Origin of the sequence: Arthrobacter ramosus (assembly GCF_039535095.1) — a bacterium.
Classification (GTDB): domain Bacteria; phylum Actinomycetota; class Actinomycetes; order Actinomycetales; family Micrococcaceae; genus Arthrobacter; species Arthrobacter ramosus.
In genome coordinates, this window is record NZ_BAAAWN010000001.1 from 3,515,529 (window position 1) to 3,537,200 (window position 21,672).

Genomic DNA, 21,672 nt, shown 5'->3' on the forward strand with positions numbered 1-21,672 from the left:
CGCACACAAAGAAGCGGCCCGCCTGGGAAGGAATATTCCGAGGCGGGCCGCTTTTTCGTTGTTGCGAAGGTGCTACTTCTCCGGTGCGCCGGACTCCGTGAGGGCCTCCGGGTCGGTATCCGCGCTGTCGTCAGCAGCAGCTTCGTTCTTGGGAGAAAGTCCGCGACGACGGCGGGTAGGCCAGGTGAAGATGAGGGTCAGCAGGGCCGTGATGAAGACCAAGGCGCCGATCGCAATCCCGGAGTCCATCCAGTACTGTCCCGGGAACAAGCGGATCAACGTGTCGTCGAGCGCAAATGTCCAGGTGCCGTTGGCGAAGAAGATGTGGTGGAAGTCCGTGAAGAACTGCTGCCAGCCCAGTGCAGCAAGCGTTCCCAGTCCCAGGATGAGCACCAAGGTGACGATCGAACCGGCAAACAGTCCGCGGCGGATCCCGCCCGTGCTTCGCTTGCGCAGATAGATCATTGCGATGATGCCAATGATGATCATGAGGGCGCCGGCACCGAATGCGGAGAGCATCACGGTCTTGACGTCGGCCATGTGGGCAACTTCGCCTTCTTTGAACAGCTTCTCGCCGTTCTGGTTGACGAGCTCGCCCAGGTAGCGTGGCCCGGACCAGTTACTGAGATAGTCCAGGGCATAGGAACCATAGGTCATCCGGTCATCGGCGTTGAAGCCATAGCCGTCGCCCGGGAATCCCGGCCGGTAATACTCCACCCACAGAAACAGCGGGCTCGCCACCGCGCGGATTGCCAGCACCAGGAGGACCACGGGGTAGAAGACGGCCAGCAGGACCTGGAAGATGCGCGGCGCCAGCGGCTTGGCATTGGCGGCCTGCTCGCGCTCGTGGTTGCGACGTTCCACCTCGGCTTCCGGTGGGCGGACCTGTAGGGCCGACGTCGGCAGGGGCTCTGCGAAGAGGGCCGGTTCCGGCCCGGCCTCCGCAGCCTCGGCGGCTTTGCGGTCTGCCCGGCTCTCCGGCTGTTGTCCTGCGGCGGGCCGTTCGGCGGGAAGCCGTGCAGCTTCGCCTGCAGCTGCCCCTGACGTGGACCCGGCTCCCGGTTTGCCCTCTTCGGGCACCCGCTTCGTCGAAGAGTCCTGGGCGCCGTGAGCGGCCCCTGCCGGGCGTGCATCAGCGGCCGCGGACTTGGGGGCGGGCTTCATCCATTCGAAGGCCGGCTCATCGCCGTCGTCGTTGATATCCGCGTCCGGGTCTTTGGGGATCGGGCTCTTCTCGGTCACTTCGATTTCACTTCCGTAGGAGTCACATGCCGGAGCAGGAACGGTCTGCTGGCAATCTTCTCTGCCATCGAGCCTACCGTCAGCCCTCGCGGACAGACGATGAGCCACCCCGGGAAACGTCGGATTGCGGCCGGACCCGGGTGCCTCAGGCGGCTATCTCCCGGTAACCGGCGTCGTTTGCGTCCAGGTCGCCTGTGGCGCCGGCACGGAATGCCCGCCCGCCCAGCACCAAGGCATAGACCCAGTATGCCGCGAGAACGAGCGAACCGATGAGGATCTTGGCCCACACGGGAAGCGGGCTGGGCGTCACAAAGGCCTCGACGAGTCCGGAAACGAACAGGACAAGCACCAGGCCCAGGGCCACTGTGATCAGGGAACGCCCCTCTTTCGCCACTGCCTGCATCCTGCGCCGCGGGCCCGGGGAGACCATGGCCCAGAAAATGCGGAGACCGCCCGCGGAGGCGATGAACACGGCCGTCAGCTCCATGAGGCCGTGCGGGAGGATGTAGCTGAAAAACAGATCCATCTTGCCGGTGGCGGCAAAGACTCCCGCAGCGACTCCTACGCCCTGTGCATTCGAGAACAGCATGTACGGCACCCAGAAACCCGTGATGCCCAAGGCCACGGCCTGCGCCCCGATCCAGGCATTGTTGGTCCAGACGGCGCCGGCGAAGGACGCGGCAGGGTTCTCGGAGTAGTAGCCGACGAAGTCATGATCGACGTATTGCTTCACGGCATTGCTGCTTCCGAGGGCCCTCAAGGCGTCCGGGGACGTTCCGATCCAGAGCGTGTAGGCGCCGGCCACAAGGCAGAAGAAAACCCCGCAACAGACCGTGAGCCAGCGCAAGCGGTAGAACGCGGCGGGCAGGGACACCACGAAAAAGCGGGCGAGATCTTCCATGAAATTCGACCGCGCCCCGGTGAAGCGGGTACGGGCCTGGGCGAGAGCCGCCGACAAAGAGGCGGAGAGTGCGCTCTCCGGGGCCACGGACCGGATGAGGGAAAGGTGTGATGACACCACTTGGTACAAACGCAGAAGCTCGTCGGTCTCACCGCCGTCGAGGCGTCGTTTGTGCGCGAGCTCGTGCAAACGGGACCATTTGGTCCCGTTCACGACAGAGAAGGCATCCATGTCCACGGCACTACCCTAATCCCAACCCTCCCCAAACAGTCCCACATCCACGCAAACCCCTCCTCAGCATCCATGGCCGCGGTTAGACTCGATCCAGCGGGAGCCGTCCGGTCCTGCAGACATCGTGGCAATGCTTGGGGGCGGGCTTGAGTTCGATCATTACCGGCGAGGCCGTGGTCCTTGAACTGCGGCCGGCATCGTTCGGGGCCAGGGCCCTTGGTCTCATGCTCGACGTCGTGGCTCACGTTGTGTTGCTGCTGGGTCTTTTGTTCCTGCTCAGTATGGCTGCACCCCATCTGGACGTGGCCGCGGGTCGCGCGATGGCCTTGTCCAGCGTGGTGCTGTGCCTCGTGGTCGTCCCCGTGGCGGTGGAAACGCTGAGCCGCGGCCGCTCGCTGGGCAAGCTGGCTACCGGGCTCAGGATCGTGCGCGACGACGGCGGATCCATCCGCTTCCGGCACGCGGTGATCCGCGGCTTGATCGGTTTCCTGGAGATCTACGCGACATTCGGCGGATTGGCCATTGCCGTGGCACTGTTCAACGACAAGTCGAAGAGGCTCGGAGACGTCGTGGCCGGAACCTATTCGCTCAGGCAGCGCGTTCCCGCTGAACCCAAAATCCTCCCCTATGCCCCTCCGTACCTGCAGGCGTGGGTGGGACTCGCGGATATCGGCAGGGTTCCGGACGGCACGGCGCGGCGGGCATCACAGTTCATCCAGCAGGCCTCGCGGATGGCGCCGGACTCACGCGCACACCTGGCCGCGGCCCTCGCGAGCGAACTCGCCGCTTACGTCGCCCCACCGCCGCCGCCCGGAACGACGCCGGAAGGCTACCTGCACGCCGTGTTGGGCGAGCGGCGAAACCGGGACCTGGAACGGCTGCGCCGCGCAGAACAACGCAGCGCCATTGTCGGGGACCGACTCAACAGGCTCCCATTCACGCGCTAGCCAAGCGCGCGGCACTCACGGCGCGCCCCGCCGTCGGGCACCACTGCGGCACGTCCCGGCAGCGCTCAGCGCTTCGCGTAGCCGGCCCAGGCAATGTTCCAGTCGCCGAAGCCTTCAAGCGGCTCCACGGCGGGGGCGCCGGTGTTCAGGACCTGCACCACATCCCCCGTCCGCATGTTGTTGAAGAACCAGGCGGCGTCGGCCGGGAGCAGGCCAACGCAGCCGACGACGAGCGGTGCGTAGTAGCCCTTGTCACCAGGTTTGAGGCCGATGCTGCCGGCGTTGAACTTGGAGTGGCGTTCCCGCTCCATGATTACGGCGTAGCCAGTGGGCGAGAGCCAGTCCGGGCTGCCGAGGGTGACGGGAGCTGTGGTCAGTTGGCGTATTGGGCCCAGGGGATGTTCCAGTCGCCAAAGCCGTCATCGAAATTGGCGTAGTCACCCTGGGTATTGACCACCTGGACGACGTCTCCCGTTGTCATGTTGTCGAACACCCATTTCGCACCGTCAGGTCCCAATCCGATACAACCGTGGGAGAGGTTCGTGACGCCGATGTACGGCAAGGCCGAGTCGGTGGCCTGGTGGATGAACTCGCCGCTGGGTGTCAAGCGCGTGGCGTAGTTGACGTCAAGCTGTCCGTAGTAGGCGGGATCGCCCGGCTTGAGGCCGATGGTGGAGGCGTCCATGTGCTCTACCCGGTACTTTTCCATGAGGACCAAGTAGCCGCGCGCGGAAGGGAACCTGGTGTCGCCCATGGTGTCCGGCCACTGGCCCACTTGCTGGTTGTTGACACTGACCGTGAACGTGTGGGCAACCGCGTCGGCCACCGCCACCTTCTTATCACCGATCTTGAAGGTGTTCGTCTTGTTGAAGTTGCCGATCTGGCCGTTGCCGAAGTCCACCCCGAACAGCTTGAGGTCCACGGTGACCGTGCTGTTCGCTGCCCAGAAGTTCTCCGGACGGTAGCGCACCATGGTGTCGCTGAACCAGTGGAAGGCCCCGGCCTGGCCCGACGTGGAGGTGACCTTGATGGCCTTCTCGACGGCGGCTTTGTTGACCACGGGTTCACTGAACGTGAGCTGGAGCGGCTGCGCCACGCCTACCTTCGCCCCGTCCAGGGGGTACATGGCGGCGTCGGCCTCGTTCTGCGTGGAAACCGTCGTGAAGGATCCGGTCTTCGATGTTGCGCGGCCGGCCGCATCTGCAACGGTGTAATTGAAAGTGTAGGAGGAGTTGAATTCGAGGGGCGTGGATGCGGTCCAGCTCAGTCCATCCGGGGTCAACGCACCATCAACGGTCTTTCCCTGGGAACTCGTCAAGGAGACCCTGTCCAGGGTTCCGTCCTTGACGCTGATTGAGACGGGCGCAGCCGGGTTCACCTGCTTGGCCCCGCTCGCAGGCGACGCAACCACAGTGGCAGGCTTCACGACGGGCAGCACTGCTGCCGCCTCGCTGCGTTCACCTGCTGATCCCTCGGACTCGATTGCCGCGCTGGCCGCACGCGGGGCCACTGCAGCAAACGTGCCACTGAGCGCGGCAATGAGGCAGACAACCACGATCCAGGCCACCTTGCGGAACCTGCCTCGCTTCGTCTGCACAGTGTCGTCCAAGCGCACAGTGTCCAAGTACGCAGTGTCCACGTGCCGCGCACCGCCGCTGTCCTGCTCGGTGTCGAAGAGCCGGGCAGCGTCCACATGTTCGAAAGTGTCCGCTTGCTCGCCGTCGGGATTAAGACCCATTCCTGTTTTCTCCAAAACTCACGCCCCCCAAAAAACTCACGCCCCACAACCGCATCCTAAAGGGCGCGGCTTGATATTGGCTGGGAGCCCGCCTCGGCGTGCTCCCAGCCGGTGTTCTTAGTACCGGTAGTGTTCCGGCTTGTACGGCCCGGCAACGTCAAGGTCCAGGTATTCCGCCTGTTCCTTGCTGAGCTCGGTCAGTTCCACGCCCAAAGCATCCAGGTGCAGGCGGGCGACCTTCTCATCAAGGATCTTGGGCAGCACGTAGACCTGGTTCGAGTATTCGCGCTCGGCCTCGGGCTGGTCCTTCTTGGTCCACAGTTCGATCTGGGCGATCGTTTGGTTTGCGAAGGAGTTGCTCATGACGAACGAGGGGTGACCGGTGGCGTTGCCCAGGTTCAGGAGGCGGCCTTCGGAAAGCACGATGATCGACCGCTCGTCGCGGCCGTCGGCTGCGGCAAACACCCACTCGTGCACCTGCGGCTTGATTTCCACCCTCTGGACGCCGGGGACCTTTGCCAGTCCGGCCATGTCGATCTCGTTGTCGAAGTGGCCGATGTTGCCCACGATCGCCTTGTTCTTCATGCGGAGCATGTCGGAGGCCATGATGACGTCCTTGTTGCCGGTAGTCGTGATGAAGATGTCGCCCTGTTCCAACACCGAATCCAGCTTGGCCACCTGGTAGCCGTCCATGGCCGCCTGGAGTGCGCAGATGGGGTCGATCTCCGTCACGATCACGCGCGAACCCTGGCCGCGGAGCGCCTCAGCGGCGCCCTTGCCGACGTCGCCATAGCCGCAGACGACGGCGACCTTGCCGCCCATGAGGACATCCGTGGCGCGGTTGAGGCCGTCCGGCAGGGAGTGGCGGATGCCGTACTTGTTGTCGAATTTGCTCTTGGTCACCGAGTCGTTGACGTTGATGGCCGGGAAAAGGAGCTTGCCCTGTTCGGCGAGCTGGTAGAGACGGTGCACGCCCGTGGTGGTTTCCTCGCTGACGCCACGGATGCCGGCGGCGATGCGGGTCCACTTCTTCGGGTCGGCGGCAAGGCTCTTCCGCAGCACATCAAGGACGAGTGCGTACTCTTCGGGATCGCTTTCCGTGGCGGTCGGTACCGCGCCCGCAGCTTCGAACTCGACGCCCTGGTGGACCAGCAACGTGGCGTCGCCGCCGTCGTCGAGGATCATGTTGGGGCCCAACTCCGGGTTGGCATCCGCGCCCGGCCAGCTGAGGATCTGCTCGGCGGTCCACCAGTATTCGTCGAGGGTCTCGCCCTTCCAGGCGAATACCGGAACACCCTGGGGATCCCCGACGGTTCCCTTGCCGACCACGACGGCGGCCGCGGCCTCGTCCTGCGTGGAGAAGATGTTGCACGAGGCCCACCGGACCTCGGCGCCGAGGGCCGTCAGCGTCTCGATGAGCACCGCGGTCTGCACAGTCATGTGCAGGGATCCCGCAATGCGTGCGCCCTTGAGCGGCTGGCTCGGACCGAATTCGGCGCGCAGCGACATGAGGCCCGGCATTTCGTGCTCGGCCAGGCGAATCTGGTGGCGCCCGGCTTCAGCCAGGGAGATGTCTGCAACCTTGTAGTCGAAAGTCATGGAAGTCCTTTGGAAGTACCGAATGGTCAAGTCAGGTGGGGCTCAGGCGTCGCGGGGACCGTCGTGCTGGTCTGAGGCCGCGGCGTTGGCGGCGGCAAGCAGCTCCGGGGGCAGCAGCAAGGGGATTCCGTCCTGGATGGCATAGCGGAGCTTCTCACCCGAGGCGGCCGCGGCCGTCGACACAAGTTCCTCGCCGTCCTGCTCCAGCGGGGACCCGGTGACAGGGCACCGCAGGATGGACAACAATTCAGGACTGACCTTTGGCATGGTTGAAGCTCCCTGGATGGCATCTCGCGGACGCCGCTTTGGACAGATATGGCAGCTTCCAGAGTACAACCCGGCGGCGTCGCACACGGTGTCACAAAGCTCGTCACACAGGGAGCGGCGACACCTAGGGCGACACACAAGGTCAGGGGACGCGCAGTTACTGTCCGTCCAGGGTTCAGGAAGGATCGCGCAGGATGCGCAGGTGGCGCCTTGTTCCCTCTGGAGGGACAGGCCCGTCAAAGGGGGCGCGGATTGTGCGCTGTTCCGACGCGGCCGGCGCCGATGCGGCTTCGCGCACGGCGTTCGCCAGGGCAAGGAGATCGTCCGGCCCTGGCTGGGGCGGGGAGGACGGCATCGCGAGCCGCATGACTTCCCAACCCCTCGGCACAGTCAGCGACTCGGCATGCTGCGCGCACAGATCGTAGGAATGCGGCTCGGCATACGTGGCCAACGGACCCAGCACCGCCGTGGACTCGGCGTAGACGTACGTCAAAGTAGCCACCGCGGATTGGCGGCAGGCTGATCTGGAACACTGACGAATTGCACCCACAACATCCCAGATTAGCCGCACTTCCCCGCGGCGCGGTGCATTGCCCCTTTGCGCGCATTATGTCGCGTTGGCGGAATCACGGGTCTAAAGTCGATATATGCAGTCACAGCACCACGTTCCGGGCTTCACAGTCCATTTGTCCGACACCGGGGACAGCCAGGAAACGACGACGGCGGGCACATCCGCACGCGGCTTCAGGGAGCGCCGAAGGAACCGCCACGGGCGGGGGTTGCGCGGGGAAATCATGCTTCCCAACCTTCCCGGCTACCGGACGCGTGGCGAAAGGTTCGACGACCTCGTGCTCGATTCCGCCGAACGGCTGCAGGACATGTGGGGCAAACGGCTCGACGGCGTCGCGTTCGCCGTCGACGAGATCCCGCCGAACCTTGAGCAGCTAGTGGCCGAGGGTACCGCGGCACCGCTGGGTTCATACACCCCGGCGGCCCACGGAGCAGGACCCGTCATCACCATCTATCGGCGCGTCGTCGAGCACACTACCGGCGGCCGCGAGGACCTCCAGGACCTGGTGCACGACGTCGTCGTCGAGTACACCGCGGAGATGCTCGGAGTGCCGCCGGAGACCCTGGACCCCGTTTACCGCCGTCGTTATCAGTAACCCAGCGTGACCTGTACTTTTTCGTGGCCCGCCGCGCCATCCTGGATGGTCAGGACCGAAACCCCGGGTTGATCGCCTTGGCCAAGCACGAGCGCACCATAGGCCGCGTCGCCTGCCGCCGACACGATGTAGCCCGAGACCGCGGCGCCGTCGGACTTATCCGGAACGCCGATGACCGCGGTGGTTCCGCCGGCGATATCGACCGTTTGCGCCTTGTGTACCTTGCCGTCCGAGGTGACCGGGGTGTAACTGACCGTGGCCCGGCCCGTCGGCACGCCGAAGCTGAGGAAGCGGGTCCCGCTTTGGGGCACCGCCATCACATGCTGGCTGCCCAAACGGACCGCGGCCGGAGACCAAGCGAAATCAACGGGGTCCTCGGCCTTGAGCCCCCGCGTTACGCGGGAGGACGCTGCGAAGGAAACATCCGAAGTAGCGCTCACGGTATACATGCCGGCCGGGACGCCCGTGAGCGGCACTTCGGTAACCGAACCCGCTTTGGCGGTCACCGCTCCCCCGCCGGGCAAAGCGCGCTGGCCGTTCGGCCCGAACAAACGCACGTCCACCACAGCGTCCACCGGACCAGGGACCGTGATCTGCAAGGCCGGAACGACGTCGGCAAAACCGGGCTTGTCCGCGAGTGACTTCACGGCGGCCGGGTCCTGGACGTCCACCCCGGTCATGACCTGGGAATCGGCGGCGCCGGCACCGGGAGTAATGACCTCGACACCACCGGCAGTAAGACCCCGGAGAACGCTCTGCTGGATGGTTGCTGCGACCGGGCCGCCGCTGCTGCGCAGATGCACCGAGAGCTGACCCTCGTTCGGGGCAAGGCCGGCCAAGTTGATGGACCGGGTAGCTCCCGGCGAAACCAGCAAGCCACGGCTGTCCGGGGCTTGGATCTGTCCATGGGCACCGAACAGCTCGAGATTGACGGTAGCCGGCGTGCCCGAGGCATTGCTGATATTCAAAACCGCCGTTCGCCCCAGTGCGGTGTTTGCTCCCAGGAGCCATGCATCGTTGACCGGCTGCTGGCAGGGTGCCGCCGCCAGTCCGCGGAGGTCGCCGTCGCTCGCGGTGTAGCTCATCAAACCCGCTACTGCAGCCTTCTGGCCGCTGATGGGATCGGCGTCCACCACGGTGACGTCGCCTGCGGGCCTCTGGGCCACGACGCCGGCGTTCAGCACGGGAGGCCCCGACGCCGGGGGTTGGGTGGCGGCGGGGGGCTTGGCAATGTCGGCGATCGCTGAGCCATCGAGCGAGGCGAGGTTGCTCCCGGGAACGGATCCGGAGGCGTCACTGAGCACCAGCGCATCCAGGAAGCTCTTTGCCGAACGTGAAACAGGGCTGAACTGGTTGTCGGTGCCCGTGGCGGTTCCCTCGGGGAGCCGCGGAGGTGCCGGACACACTGCGGTTGTCCTGCCCGCCGGGACATCCGCGAGGGACATGTCCAGCGTTTTGCTTCCCGACGGGGACTGCAGGAGGGATGCTGCCGACACCATCCCGGCCCCTGCGGCAAGGAGCAACGTCGCGGAAAGCGCTCCCAACACAACGGCCTTGTTCTTGTTCCCGGTTTTGCGCTGGCCGCGCTTCCTCGACCCCGCTTTGAGCTCGGGTGCCGGGCCTTGGTTGTCAGACACTGCTGTACTCCTTACGGAGGGAGTTTCGTTCTTTCAGGAGGCTGGCTTTCGGCCTGCGGGCAGGCATGGGGATGGCCAGCAGGACGGTCAATCCGATCACTACGGCCTGAAGAATGCTGAGCCAAGGCTCCCAAACGGTGGTGTAGCGGATCTCGATCTGGCCGCCTGTAGACGGCAAAGTGAATGCTTGGGCCCATCCGGACGTCGTCGGGCTCAGTTGGCGGCCATCCAACCAAGCGCTCCAACCGGCGTCTGCCCGCTCAGCGAGCACTACCAGGCGTCCGTCCCCGCCTGCCGGGATGTTGCCGGCGGCAGAGGTTCCGAGCGAGGGCAAGAGGGCAACAACGGCGCCCTTGGCATCCACCACCCTGACGCGGTGCGCCGTCTCGGCGTCGGCTGCGGCGGCTTGGTTGAGCGGCGTGACCCGCCACAGCCACCCCGAATCGGTTTTGCCCACAGCCACCAGGCCGGGAACGGAATCGATCCGGTTGGCCGTCAGCTGGGCAGCGGCGTCTGCTGACTTCAGAACCACGAATCCGGCACCGAGCTGCTCAAGGCCGGGCCGGGGGTCCACGCCTGTTCCCGCGACAATCGTGGCTACGGCGTTCCGGATGGACGCGGTAGCGTCGTCGTCGGCCACGAGGCGTTCTTGTCCGGGTGATCCCACGATGGAACGTCCGGCGGCGATAGTCGAGAGCGAGTCCAAGGTAGTGCCGGCTCCGCGCATGAGGGATGACGTGTAGCCACCGTTCTCACCGGCGGTGATGACCAGCGTACGCGTCTGTTCCGGCCCCTGGCCGTGGTCGACGGCGGTGGCCGGCAAGGTGCCCTGCCCTGAGGGCTCGACCAGGCGCGGCGTGCCAAGCGCCCCGCTGGCCGAAGCCGAGGTGTCGGCACTGGCCAGGACATTCTGGGTTGCCCACAGGCCCATGCCGGCCAGGGGTCCGGCAATGAGGAAAAGCGTTGCTACAGCGGAGACGATTCGCACTGCTGCGCGCTGGACCGGGCGGCCATCCTCTGCCTTGGCTTTCAGCTGCAGGAGGCTATCGGCGCCGATCAACGCCGCTCCCAGGAACGCGAACCCGGCTGCGGAAACTGCCGGCCCCGTGAAGGGTGCGACGAGCAGGTCGCCGTCGACACCAGTCGCCACATGTCCGGCGAGCCATGCCCAGGCGAGGAGCAAAAGGGCCCCGGCCCAGAGGAAACGCGTGACGCGCGACCGCCTTCCGGGCACAAAGAGTGCGGCAATTGCCAGGAGCAGGACCGGGGCACCGAGCAGCAGGGCAAGCGCCAGCGCCCACGGAATACCCGACGGGCCGAAGAGTGCCAAGCCGGCCAAACCGCCGTTGACGTCGAATTTCAACGGTTGGCCAAGCAATTGCTGCCACAACGGTGCGGCTTCGAACCCCAGCGGGAGGCCTGGATCGGCCAGCATGGTGCGGGGCCGTTCAAGGACCGAGAGGACGTACGGTGCAAAGAGCGCGGCACTCGGAAGGAGTGACCACCAAATGGTCCGCCCGCGCCGCCCCAGGGCGATGCCGCAAAAAACAATGAGGACTGCAAAAGGAGGCAGCAGGGACGGTGCAGAGGCCGTCACCAAAGCCAGCGCCAGGCCGGCCGCAGCAGCAGCCGTCCACGATGGAGTGCCGTTGACGCCCGGCTTGCCCGTCAACGGCTTGGCTGCGGCGTAGCCGGATGGCTGGATCCGTTGGTGATTCAGCGCCGCGTCCCGGCCCAGGGCCGATCCAGTGGCCCGGAAGAGGGCCAGCACCAGCAGGGGCATCGCCACGTGGGCCAGGAGGGCGCCGGCCCTTCCTTGGTTCAATGCGACTTGGAGGGCCGGCGCTCCGGCCCAGATCAGCGCGGCAATGAAACGATAGCGGCGCAGCGTGGTCATCGCCCCCGCGGCAAACCAGGCGCCCAGGCCTGACAGCGGCATGGCCAGCAACAACAGCCACACGATGGCTGCGCTGGAGGCGCCTCCTCCGAGCAATGACACAAGCCAGAGGATGTAGGCGAAGGGATCCCCGTGTCCGGGCAAGCCTGCACCCAGGCCAATCCACCACGTGGACGCGGACCGCCAGATGTCGCCTGCGGCGGACAACGGCAAGAGGCCTCCGCCCGTCACCCCGTTTGCCCCCAGGAGCCCCAACAGCCCCACGATGGAAGCGGCCAGCGCAACAAATCCGGCGGCCGCTGCGCCCGTGCCGATCCAACCCCGCTCATTCGTTGCGAGGGCCACGAAATCGTCACCGGCGTCGCCGCTCGGTTCCGGAGCCAGGGAATCCGTCTCCTGGAATTCGTCTGCGCCAATCGCCTCGACGAGGGAGCGGCGGTGGGCCCAAACCTCGCGCCGCGGAGTCTGCAGACCCTTGACCATCGACCGTGGCACGCGTCGCGTACGGGCCGCATTCCGCCTGGATCGCCAAACCGCCCCGGGACGGCCGAGCGCCGCAACGGTCGCGCCAAGCTGGGAAATTCCGTGACCGGGCTCTTTGACCAGGATGCTCAAGACGAGCCTGGCCATGCTTCCGAGCAACGCGCCGAGCGCGTGGAGCGGAACCTTCCAGGACGATGCGTGGGTGAGCCTCAAATGAACTTGGCTTTTTCGTGCGGCCGCAGGTGTCGCCAGGCTGTGGGGACGGTGCTCCACATGGAACATGCGCGCCGCCGGAACCACAACAACCCTGTTGCCCGCAAGCCAGTTGCGCCAGCAGAAATCGACGTCGTCTCCCACGCCCGGAAGCGCGGGGTCGAAGCCGCCCAGCTGCTCCCATGCATCGCGGCGGATCAGCATGCCTGCGGAATTCACCGCGAACGTGTCCGTGCGTCCGTCGTACTGGCCCTGATCGAGTTCATCAGCCTCAATGAGCGTCAGCCGTTCGGCCCAGCGGCTCGTGGACAGGCCGGCGTCGATGAGCCTGCGTTCCGCATTCCAGGCCAACTGCTTGCAGCCGGCCACAGTGACCGAAGGAGCGCGCTCGACTGCCTGAAGCAGCTCGGCGAGTGCCTCCGGGGCGGGAGCGGCGTCGTCGTGCAACAACCAGATCCATTCCGCGGTGCCCTGCTCCTGCGGAGGAGCGGAACGGGCCAGGCCGGCCATGACGGCCGCACCGAAACCTACTTTGTGCTCGCCCGTGCTGGTGACATTGGCCTTGCCGAGAGCCCGCTGCAGCAACGCCGCGGACTTGTCGCGGGAGCCCGTATCAATGCCAATGGCGGCATCTGCCGGACGCGTTTGGTCCAGCAGAGCCGCCAGGGTTCTGGGGAGATAGTTACCGCCGTCATGCGAGACGACGACGGCGGTAACGTGTACTGCCTTGAGAATCAGACCGCTCGCTTCCTCAGCCTGCGGCGTTCACGCTCGGAGAGCCCGCCCCAGATACCAAAACGTTCATCGTTGGCGAGTGCGTATTCAAGGCACTGCGAACGGACATTGCACGCACCGCAAACCTTTTTGGCATCCCGTGTGGAGCCGCCCTTCTCTGGGAAGAACGCCTCCGGATCCGTCTGGGCGCACAAGGCGTCCGTCTGCCAGCCGAGTTCGCCTTCGTCGTCGAAGTCCCCCTGGCCCGGAAGCCCGATCCACACCGGCTGGGCCGGACGGTCGAGCGGACGGCGCAGCTCCATGGGGGGATCGTCGAGATCGTCCTCCGGATCGACCGGCTTGCCTCCCACAAGAGCCTCGTGGGCAGCAAGAAAGGCTGTTGCCTCGTCTTCCAGCGACTCCCGAGTGGTCTCTATATAGCGGTCCGCCGCCTGCGGATCTGCCGGGTCAACATACCAATCCCCCGGAACTTCGCGCGACCGGTACTTCACCGACGCATATTCCGCGACGACTGCATCTTCCTGGATACGCAACGCTTGCCCCATGGCGTCCCTCCTGATGTGTGCAGCTGCTGCCGTGCTCATTCGGTACTCGGTTATGTACCCGATACTCCCGCAGCGGCGTTCGATATCTAATTACACGCGTGTAACTACCGTGCCGTCAAGCCACGCCGGGATAATAATCAACTTTCCGTACTAACTACCGTCACGCCACGCCCGCGATTTTTTCGCCCCACCCGCGCACACCCGGCGAAAAACGGAAGCTTCACATCACTTAAGATGTATTTTCATTGAATTTCAGGGAAATCACTTGACCCCTTGAGCGCCGCACTGCGGCCGCCCCCTTGGCCCTATGTGTTGCAACTCACACGGCCCCGACGGCGGGCCGGACGCCCCGTGGCAAGATGTAGCCATGAGCACCCCCGCGATGAACCTGATGGCAGCCCTGCGTTCCGGACACGCCACATCCCCACGCCTGACCTGGTACGGGCCTTACGCCGAACGGGTGGAGCTCTCGGGGCGGGTCCTGGACAATTGGGTGGCCAAGACCAGCAACCTGCTCCAGGACGAGTTCGACGCCGAACCAGGCATGAGCCTTCGCTTGGACCTGCCGGCCCATTGGAAATCCCTCGTGTGGGCGCTGGCCGGGTGGCAGCTGGGCATGGAGCTGGTGCTCGACGGCGGCAGCGCCGATTTGCTTGTCACGGACACCCCCGACGTCGGAGCGGGAGCCGGCTTTGACGCCGTCGTCGCCGTGCCGCTTGCGGCACTCGCGATGCGCTGGCCGGGAGAGCTGCCGGTCGGCGTCGTGGACTACGCGGCTGAAGTCCGGTCCCACGGCGACGTGTTCATGGCGCACGCCGAACCGGACGCCGCACTTCCGGCCCTGCGCCGCCCTGAAACCGGACACTCGCACGGCGAATTGCTGGACAGCTTCGCCAAGGAACATGACGCCGGCGTCCGCCTGCTGGTCCGCGCGGCCGACGGTTTGGAGTCGGCCCTCGCGGACGCACTGGGCGCGTGGAACAAGGACGGTTCAGTAGTCCTGGTGCACCCGGACGTTGACGTCACCCAGCACCTGCTGGACAACGAGCGCGTCAGCGGCGCTTGACCGCGTCTTCGCCTTCATCGGAGCTAACCGCGGCGCTTGCGGCATGGATGGCCTTGGCCTTGGCCTTGTGGTGGGCTTCGATGATCTCGTGGTCATGCGAGAAGGCCGGCTCTTCGTCGAGCTCCTTGTTGAACACCAGGAAGCGGTAGGCAAAGAAGCGCACCACGGTGGCCACGAGGATGCCGACCACTCCGGCAGCGAACAGGACGTTCTTGTCCTGGATGTTCATGCCGTATTTGGCGATGGCGGTCAGGCCGGTGGAGATACCGATGCCAATGCCGTTGATGATGATGAACATCGCGAACTCGCGCACCACGTTCGCCTGGCGGCGGTGGCGGAAGGTCCAGAAACGGTTGGCGATCCAGGAGAACACCGTGGCCACGGTGGCGCCGACGAAACGGGCCTTCGCCTCACTGTCCGACATCGGGCCGTGCATGAGATAGTAGGTCAAACCGTTATCTATGACGAACGCAACACCGCCGACAGCGCCGAACTTCGCTACTTCGCGCCAAAAGAGCGAGGCGAGCCCGCGCATGCGATCTGCAAGTGTGTTGATCATGACCCTCCATGGCCGTTGTTCTAGGGGGCCGATGGGCCGAAGCCTCCATTTTAGCTCCGATTTCTTGGAGCTTGCCCAATTATTCCGTGCCAACGGCCTCGAACCGGGTCCCAAGGACCCGGCGGCGGGCAGAATCTGGGAACCAGCTGCTGGTTCGGTAGGCTGAACCTTGTGACTTTTCCTGTAATCGGCGTGGTGGGCGGCGGCCAGCTCGCACGAATGATGGCCCCGGCCGCAACCGCCCTTGGCTTTGAACTCCGGGTCCTTGCCGAAGGTGAGGACGTTTCCGCGGTCCAGGCCGTGGCAACGGCTCCCATCGGCGACTACAAGGACCTCGCCGCCCTCCTTGAATTCTCGGAGGGCTTGGACGTCATGACCTTCGACCACGAGCACGTCCCCACCGAGCACCTGAGGGCCCTGATCGAGGCCGGAGTCAACGTCCAGCCCGGCCCCGATGCCCTGGTGCACGCGCAGGACAAACTCGTGATGCGAGCCGCGATCGACCGCCTCGGGCTCCCCAATCCGGCGTGGGCTTCCGTCGACAGCGTCGAAGACCTCGTGGCTTTCGGCGAACAGACCGGCTGGCCGATCGTCTTGAAGACCCCCCGCGGGGGCTATGACGGCAAGGGCGTGCGCATCGTCCATTCCGCCGACGACGCCCGGAGCACGACGGACTGGTTCGAAGCCATGAGCCCGCTATTGGCCGAAGAGAAGGTTGACTTCAGCCGCGAGCTTTCCGCGCTCGTTGCGAGGACCCCCGACGGCGAATCCCGCGCTTGGCCGGTTGTCCACACTGTCCAGGTGGACGGCGTCTGCGACGAAGTGATTGCGCCGGCCCAGGACATTCCCGTGGAGGTCGCTGCGGCAGCCGAAGAGGCAGCGCTGCGAATCGCCAATGAACTCGGAGTCACGGGCGTCATGGCGGCCGAACTCTTCGAAACGCCCGGCGTCGGAGTCGGGTTCCTGGTCAACGAACTCGCCATGCGGCCGCACAACACCGGCCACTGGACGCAGGACGGCTCCGTCACCAGCCAGTTTGAACAGCACTTGCGCGCAGTCCTCAACCTCCCGCTCGGTGCCACCGACGCCCTGGGTGCGGTGGTTGTCATGAAGAACTTCCTGGGCGGCGACAACCAGGATCTCTACAGCGCCTACCCCCAGGCCCTCGCCTACGAACCGGCTGCAAAGGTCCACTGCTACGGCAAGTCCGTGCGGGCCGGCCGCAAGATCGGGCACGTGAACCTCGTCGGCAACTCGACTGCAGACGTCGACTCCATCCGACACCGCGCCACCGTTGTGGCCGACATCATCCGCAACGGCCGCATGCCGGCCGAGACCACCTCCGGAGAAACCGCATGAGCGTAGAAAACACCGATGCCGAAAACGCGGGTGCGGCGAACGCAACCCCGATCGTAGGACTCGTCATGGGCTCCGACTCCGACTGGCCCGTCATGGAAGCTGCAGCGGACGCCCTGGCCGAATTCGGCATCCCCTTCGAAGCCGACGTCGTCTCCGCCCACCGCATGCCCACGGAAATGATCCGCTACGGCCAGAACGCCCATGAGCGCGGCATCCGCGTCATCATCGCCGGAGCAGGCGGCGCAGCCCATCTGCCGGGCATGCTCGCCTCCGTCACCCCGCTGCCCGTCATCGGCGTCCCGGTACCGCTGAAGACCCTGGATGGCATGGATTCCTTGCTGTCCATCGTTCAGATGCCCGCCGGCGTTCCCGTAGCTACCGTCTCCATCGGCGGCGCCCGCAACGCCGGCCTCCTCGCCGTGCGCGTGCTGGCGTCCGGAACCGATGAGCTGGCCGTCCGGCTTCGCGGCCAGCTGCTCGAATTCGCCCAGGAGCTCAACAACACCGCCACCGAAAAAGGGGCCAGGCTCCGCGACAAGGTCGCCGAAGTCTTCTCCACCGCGAACGTCTCCGCCCGCAGCAGCCGCTAAGAGCCCAGGCAGCCGCTAAGAGCTCATCCCCGGCAATCCCGAAAGAACCGTCCCGCAATGACAAGGATTCCCTGCCGTGTACCAGCTTGAGAATGTTCTCCGCCCCTATGCATGGGGATCGACGACGGCGATCGCCGCTCTGCTGGGAAGGCCCGCCTCGGGCGGTCCGGAGGCGGAGTTGTGGATCGGAGCGCACCCGGACTCGCCGTCCGTGGCCACCCGTCCGGACGGGTCTTCCGTCGCTTTGGACGCGCTGATCAGCGTGGATCCTGTGCACTTCCTTGGTGAAACGAGCGTGGCTGAATTCGGTCCCCGCTTGCCGTTCCTCACCAAGCTCCTTGCAGCCGACAAGCCCCTGTCCTTGCAGGTCCACCCCCGCCTGCAGCAGGCCAGGGACGGCTTCGCGAAGGAAAATGCCGCAGGTATGGCGGCGGACGCACCTGAGCGCAACTACCGCGACGACAACCACAAGCCGGAGATGATCTTCGCGCTGACCCCGTTTCACGCCCTCTGCGGTTTCCGTCCCGCCGCCGATTCGCAGCGTGTCTTCGAGCACCTCGCGACCCTCCTGGACCTTGCCGCCGTCGACGTTCCTGACGTCATCACGGGAGTCATCGCGGACCTCTCCGGGTCCGATGAGCCCTCGGCACTCAAAGCTGCGTTCACCCGGCTGATTACCGGCGGGGATGCCGTCTCCGCAGCGACGGATCAGGTGGTTTCCATCCTGAAGTCGGGCGCGCCGATGGGTCAGCACGCCACGGAACTCTCCACGTTGGTGGACATCAACAGTGAGTTCCCTGGCGATCCCGGTGTCCTGATTTCCTTGCTCTTGAATCTTGTCTTCCTGTCCCCGGGCGAATCGGTGTACCTTCCGGGCGGAAACGTCCACGCATACCTGAAAGGCCTCGGCGTGGAGGTGATGGCGGCTTCGGACAACGTGCTCCGTGGCGGCCTCACTCCCAAGCACGTCGATGTCCCCGAACTCCTGAAGACCATCGAATTCGCTTCCCTCGGCGTACCGCGCATCGAGCCCAGGACCTCCGGATTCGGCCAGGATCTTTACGTGCCGCCGTTCCGGGAATTCCAGCTCCAGCGCATCGAGTTGGCTCCCGGAGCGGAACCGGTGCCGATGGCCCAGGCCGGTCCCGCCGTCGTCGTCGTGGTTTCGGGTTCCGTCGTGCTCGACTCCCCCAAGAGCGAGCTCGCCGTGGAGCGCGGCGGAAGTGCGTTCATCCCGGCATCCGAAGAGCCCGTCATGGTGCACCCGGTTGCCGGCGCAACGGGAACCAGCGTCGCCTTTGCCGTCACAACAGGCCTCGGGAACTAGACGGTGGAGTACTTCCTGCAGACGCCCGCATGGGCGTCCTTCCAGCGATCCCTCGGCCGTACCGTGCACGAGGAGTCCGGCCCGGGGTGGCGTTTCCTCGCTGTGGAGGAAAGGAACCCTGGCGGCAAGGTCATCTACACGCCTTACGGACCCGTGGCCGACTCATTGGAGGCCTTTGACGAAGCCGTAGCCGCACTTGTGGCGATAGCGCGCCGCAGCCGGGCGGTGTTTGTCCGGATGGAACCCGTCACCGCCGGGTTCGAAGCCGCCGACGCCGGTGCGGTACTGCGGGAACGAGGCCTGCAGCCGGCGCCGTCCAACCAGCAGCCGGAATTGAGCTGGATCGTGGATCTGGACGGCGACTTCAATGACGTCCTCGCGGGCATGAAACCCACAAACCGGAACCTGTACCGCAACATCCACAAGAAGGGTGTCACCTTCCGGTCCTCGCAGGATCCTGAAGACATCTCGGTCCTTCTCGACTTCCTGCACATGACCGCGGCACGCAACGGCTTCAAGCCGCAGAGCGACGACTACCTGACCTCAGTGGCGCGCTCCCTCATGCCAGCCGGTGCCGGCACCCTGTTCATCGCCGAACTCGAGGGCGAGCCGATTGCTGCCGCCTTGGCGTACGACTCCGCCGACACGCGTACCTACGCCCACGCGGCACTCGATGACACGCACCGCAAGCTCAGCGCGGGCATTCCGTTGCTCGTAACGCTCATGGCGGATGCCAAGGACAAGGGACTCAAGCACGTGGACCTGTGGGGCGTGGCCCCGGAGGACGAGCCCGACCACAAGTGGGCCGGATTCACCGCCTTCAAGAAGTCCTTCGGGGGCCGGGAAATCGCCTACCCGGGCACATGGGACCTTCCCGTCAACAAGCTCCGCTACGGCGCCTACCAAGTGGCCCGGAAGCTGCGCGAAAAGCTGCGCTGACGCTTCTCCTTCTCCGCGCGAACTGGCAGCAGATGCCCTCAAAATCCGACTTTGCGGGCACCTGCTGCCAACTCGCGGCCAGCCCACAGCGCCCGGCGGACTTTTTCCACCACTTCCGGCCGGGGCCCGAGCAAATCCTCATGGTGGACCCGGACTTCGTGCCACCCCAGCCGTTCCGTTAACGCTTGGCGCCTGATGTCTCTCTGGTACTGCTCAGCTTCCCCATGATGCCGCCCGTCGTATTGGAGGGCGATCCGCTCCTTGAGGTAAGCGGCATCGGGCCACACAGCAGGGGCACCCCACTCGTTGAAGATGACGTGGTTCAGCGTGGGTTCAGGCAACCCTGCATGCAGCAATATGAGGCGCATCTGCGTTTCCTGCGGCGAATCCGCGCCGACTCGAACCAGATCCAGGGCCAGCCTGGCCTTACGTACGCCACGCATTCCCGGGTGGGCTGCGACCATCGCCTTCAAATCCTCAATGGTTGCCAAAGCCTCGCGCGGCCTTGGATGGTTTTCGCTGTGCTCGACAACGATCGAGTCGCCCGCCGCGACAATGTCGTCGATACTCATAACTTGGGCCAAGTCCAGCCACGTCCGGGCAGGCGAGGTGAGCCGGACGCCGTCGAGCACTATCACTTCACCCGGTTTGAACGTGAGTTGGTGCCCAACAACATTCCGCCTCCGCGGTTTCCACCTCTCGCCCGGGCGGGCCAGATGGATCCGCCAATCCTCTTCAAGCGCTTTGGACAAACTGATGCGATGGATTCGTGCGGCGGACCCGTGGCTCAGGCAACATTCGGGGTCGAGCTCGATGTAACCCCGCAAGTGTTCCGCGACGGTTCCCGTGCTGTGCAACGGCAGGCGCAGTCCCCGCGACAACGTGACAATGCCGTCGCGGCGCAGTTGCTTCTGGCTCAATCCAAGGGTCTCAGCGGCCGACGCCGGAAAGGAACCGTTTGGAAGCTGCGGGGGCATCGGAGTCCGGGACATGCTCAATTCTTGCCCGGCTTCGGTCCCTAAATTGAGTTATCCACAGGACGGATTCCACTGCTTAACGCGAACTGGCAGCAAATGCCTCCAAATCTGGATTCAGAGGGCATTTGCTGCCAGTTCGCGCGGGAGGGTGGGTCCTACTTGCGGGCGTAGCCCTCCCACTTGCTGGCCTGGTGCTCGCCATCGACAAAGCGGATGGTGCCGGACTTGGAGCGCATCACGATGGACTGGGTCAGGACCTTGTCCTTGGAGTAACGCACACCCTTGAGGAGGTCGCCGTCGGTGATGCCGGTGGCTGCGAAGTAGCAGTTATCGCTCGTGACGAGGTCGTTCGTCGAGAGGACGCGCTCGAGGTCGTGTCCGGCGTCGATGGCCTTCTGCTTCTCGTCGTCGCTCGTGGGCCACAGGCGGCCCTGGATGACACCGCCGAGGGACTTGATGGCACACGCGGCAACGATGCCTTCCGGGGTACCGCCGATGCCCATCAGGGCGTCGACGCCGGTGCCGGAACGTGCGGCGGCGATGGCGCCTGCAACGTCGCCGTCCATGATGAACTTGGTGCGGGCACCGGCTTCGCGGATTTCCTCCACCAGCGGGCGGTGGCGGTCGCGGTCGAGGATCATGACGTTGAGCTGGTTGACCTTGACGCCCTTGGCCTTGGCGATCAGGTGCAGGTTCTGCTTCACCGGCAGGCGCAGGTCCACCATGTCGGCGGCTTCGGGGCCCGTGACGAGCTTCTCCATGTAGAACACGGCTGAGGGATCGAACATGGTGCCGCGTTCGGCAACTGCCAGCACGGCGAGGGCGTTGTTGATGCCCAGGGCGGTCAGGCGGGTTCCATCGATGGGGTCGACGGCGACGTCGCACTCGGGTCCGGTGCCGTCACCGACGTGCTCGCCATTGAAGAGCATGGGGGCTTCGTCCTTCTCACCCTCGCCAATGACAACGACGCCGTTGAAATGGACGGTGTGGAGGAAGGAGCGCATGGCGTCAACGGCGGCGCCATCTGCCTTGTTCTTGTCGCCGAATCCAACCCAGTGACCGCCGGCAATGGCGGCAGCTTCGGTAACCCGGACAAGTTCGAGGGCCAGGTTGCGGTCCGGCTCATCGGTCCCGACGGCGAGCGCCGGCGAAATCGTGGAATACTTCTGGGACATTGGCGCTGGAGACACGTGAACCTCTTCTTCGATGACGCGATTCGTGGGACCAGGAATGGCTGCGCTTGGCGGCCTGAAT

20 protein-coding genes are annotated in these 21,672 nt (G+C 65.2%); 7 read left to right on the forward strand and 13 right to left on the reverse strand.

Annotation, left to right across the window (positions count from 1 at the left end; genetic code table 11):
* Positions 1–72 precede the first annotated feature (72 nt).
* Together ABD742_RS16185 and ABD742_RS16190 are read right to left on the reverse strand one after the other, a co-directional pair.
* Positions 73–1,242, reverse strand: a complete 1,170-nt coding sequence (locus tag ABD742_RS16185) for a TIGR01906 family membrane protein (RefSeq protein WP_234750874.1) — start codon at positions 1,240–1,242, stop codon at positions 73–75.
* Positions 1,243–1,387: 145 nt separating this feature from the next.
* Positions 1,388–2,380 (reverse strand): stage II sporulation protein M, encoded by a 993-nt coding sequence (locus ABD742_RS16190; RefSeq protein WP_234750875.1) that lies wholly within the window; start codon positions 2,378–2,380, stop codon positions 1,388–1,390.
* Between the two features lie 140 nt (positions 2,381–2,520).
* Here ABD742_RS16190 and ABD742_RS16195 point away from each other — a divergent pair, with 140 nt between their 5' ends.
* Complete coding sequence (locus ABD742_RS16195; protein ID WP_234750876.1) at positions 2,521–3,321, forward strand: RDD family protein; 801 nt, start codon at positions 2,521–2,523, stop codon at positions 3,319–3,321.
* 65 nt (positions 3,322–3,386) lie between these two features.
* Here the strand turns inward: ABD742_RS16195 and ABD742_RS16200 are convergent, their stop codons facing one another.
* From ABD742_RS16200 to ABD742_RS16220, 5 genes are all read right to left on the reverse strand, one after another.
* A complete protein-coding gene (locus ABD742_RS16200) occupies positions 3,387–3,728 on the reverse strand; it encodes a L,D-transpeptidase (protein ID WP_344789337.1) in 342 nt (113 codons plus the stop codon).
* Positions 3,695–4,930, reverse strand: a complete 1,236-nt coding sequence (locus ABD742_RS16205) for a L,D-transpeptidase (RefSeq protein ID WP_234751060.1) — start codon at positions 4,928–4,930, stop codon at positions 3,695–3,697. Before ABD742_RS16205 ends, ABD742_RS16200 begins: the two co-directional genes overlap by 34 nt.
* A gap of 246 nt (positions 4,931–5,176) precedes the next feature.
* Positions 5,177–6,658, reverse strand: a complete 1,482-nt coding sequence (gene ahcY, locus ABD742_RS16210; protein WP_234750878.1) for an adenosylhomocysteinase — start codon at positions 6,656–6,658, stop codon at positions 5,177–5,179.
* Positions 6,659–6,700: 42 nt separating this feature from the next.
* Entirely contained in the window at positions 6,701–6,925 is a 225-nt protein-coding gene (locus tag ABD742_RS16215; RefSeq protein ID WP_234750879.1) for a Trm112 family protein, read from the reverse strand.
* Between the two features lie 175 nt (positions 6,926–7,100).
* Positions 7,101–7,475, reverse strand: a complete 375-nt coding sequence (locus ABD742_RS16220; protein WP_234750880.1) for a DUF3499 domain-containing protein — start codon at positions 7,473–7,475, stop codon at positions 7,101–7,103.
* 97 nt (positions 7,476–7,572) lie between these two features.
* Between ABD742_RS16220 and ABD742_RS16225 the strand changes: the two genes are divergently transcribed.
* On the forward strand, positions 7,573–8,091 hold the full coding sequence (locus ABD742_RS16225) for a metallopeptidase family protein (protein WP_234750881.1): 519 nt from the start codon (positions 7,573–7,575) through the stop codon (positions 8,089–8,091).
* Here ABD742_RS16225 and ABD742_RS16230 read toward each other — a convergent pair.
* The 3 genes from ABD742_RS16230 to ABD742_RS16240 are packed head-to-tail and all read right to left on the reverse strand — an operon-like array spanning position 8,085 to position 13,601.
* Positions 8,085–9,728: a DUF5719 family protein gene (locus tag ABD742_RS16230; protein ID WP_234750882.1), complete on the reverse strand. Its 1,644-nt coding sequence runs from the start codon at positions 9,726–9,728 to the stop codon at positions 8,085–8,087. The two genes, ABD742_RS16225 and ABD742_RS16230, sit on opposite strands and share 7 nt — an antisense overlap.
* Entirely contained in the window at positions 9,721–13,056 is a 3,336-nt protein-coding gene (locus ABD742_RS16235; protein ID WP_234751061.1) for a glycosyltransferase family 2 protein, read from the reverse strand. The genes ABD742_RS16230 and ABD742_RS16235 overlap by 8 nt, the downstream gene beginning before the upstream one ends.
* Positions 13,056–13,601, reverse strand: coding sequence for a WhiB family transcriptional regulator (locus ABD742_RS16240; RefSeq protein WP_234751062.1), 546 nt, complete (start codon positions 13,599–13,601; stop codon positions 13,056–13,058). Before ABD742_RS16240 ends, ABD742_RS16235 begins: the two co-directional genes overlap by 1 nt.
* A 367-nt stretch (positions 13,602–13,968) precedes the next feature.
* Here ABD742_RS16240 and ABD742_RS16245 point away from each other — a divergent pair, with 367 nt between their 5' ends.
* A complete protein-coding gene (locus ABD742_RS16245) occupies positions 13,969–14,667 on the forward strand; it encodes a TIGR03089 family protein (protein ID WP_234750883.1) in 699 nt (232 codons plus the stop codon).
* Here ABD742_RS16245 and ABD742_RS16250 read toward each other — a convergent pair.
* The gene (locus tag ABD742_RS16250) at positions 14,654–15,226 is read right to left on the reverse strand and encodes a GtrA family protein (protein ID WP_234750884.1); all 573 of its coding nucleotides are present in this window, start codon (positions 15,224–15,226) and stop codon (positions 14,654–14,656) included. The two genes, ABD742_RS16245 and ABD742_RS16250, sit on opposite strands and share 14 nt — an antisense overlap.
* Positions 15,227–15,397: 171 nt before the next feature.
* On the opposite strand from ABD742_RS16250, the gene ABD742_RS16255 reads away from it, so the two are divergent.
* The 4 genes from ABD742_RS16255 to ABD742_RS16270 all read left to right on the forward strand — a co-directional run bounded on the left by ABD742_RS16255 (position 15,398) and on the right by ABD742_RS16270 (position 19,441).
* A complete protein-coding gene (locus ABD742_RS16255) occupies positions 15,398–16,585 on the forward strand; it encodes a 5-(carboxyamino)imidazole ribonucleotide synthase (RefSeq protein WP_308193841.1) in 1,188 nt (395 codons plus the stop codon).
* Positions 16,582–17,175 carry a 5-(carboxyamino)imidazole ribonucleotide mutase gene (gene purE / locus ABD742_RS16260; RefSeq protein WP_234750885.1) on the forward strand — a complete coding sequence of 198 codons (594 nt, stop codon included), beginning with the start codon at positions 16,582–16,584 and terminating at the stop codon, positions 17,173–17,175. Before ABD742_RS16255 ends, purE begins: the two co-directional genes overlap by 4 nt.
* A 76-nt stretch (positions 17,176–17,251) precedes the next feature.
* Positions 17,252–18,502, forward strand: a complete 1,251-nt coding sequence (gene manA / locus ABD742_RS16265) for a mannose-6-phosphate isomerase, class I (RefSeq protein ID WP_234750886.1) — start codon at positions 17,252–17,254, stop codon at positions 18,500–18,502.
* A gap of 3 nt (positions 18,503–18,505) precedes the next feature.
* On the forward strand, positions 18,506–19,441 hold the full coding sequence (locus ABD742_RS16270) for a lipid II:glycine glycyltransferase FemX (protein WP_234750887.1): 936 nt from the start codon (positions 18,506–18,508) through the stop codon (positions 19,439–19,441).
* Between the two features lie 38 nt (positions 19,442–19,479).
* On the opposite strand, the gene ABD742_RS16275 is transcribed toward ABD742_RS16270, so the two are convergent.
* Together ABD742_RS16275 and glpX are read right to left on the reverse strand one after the other, a co-directional pair.
* Entirely contained in the window at positions 19,480–20,433 is a 954-nt protein-coding gene (locus ABD742_RS16275; protein WP_234750888.1) for an endonuclease domain-containing protein, read from the reverse strand.
* Between the two features lie 140 nt (positions 20,434–20,573).
* Positions 20,574–21,593, reverse strand: coding sequence for a class II fructose-bisphosphatase (glpX, locus tag ABD742_RS16280; RefSeq protein WP_171983398.1), 1,020 nt, complete (start codon positions 21,591–21,593; stop codon positions 20,574–20,576).
* Between the last annotated feature and the right edge of the window lie 79 nt (positions 21,594–21,672).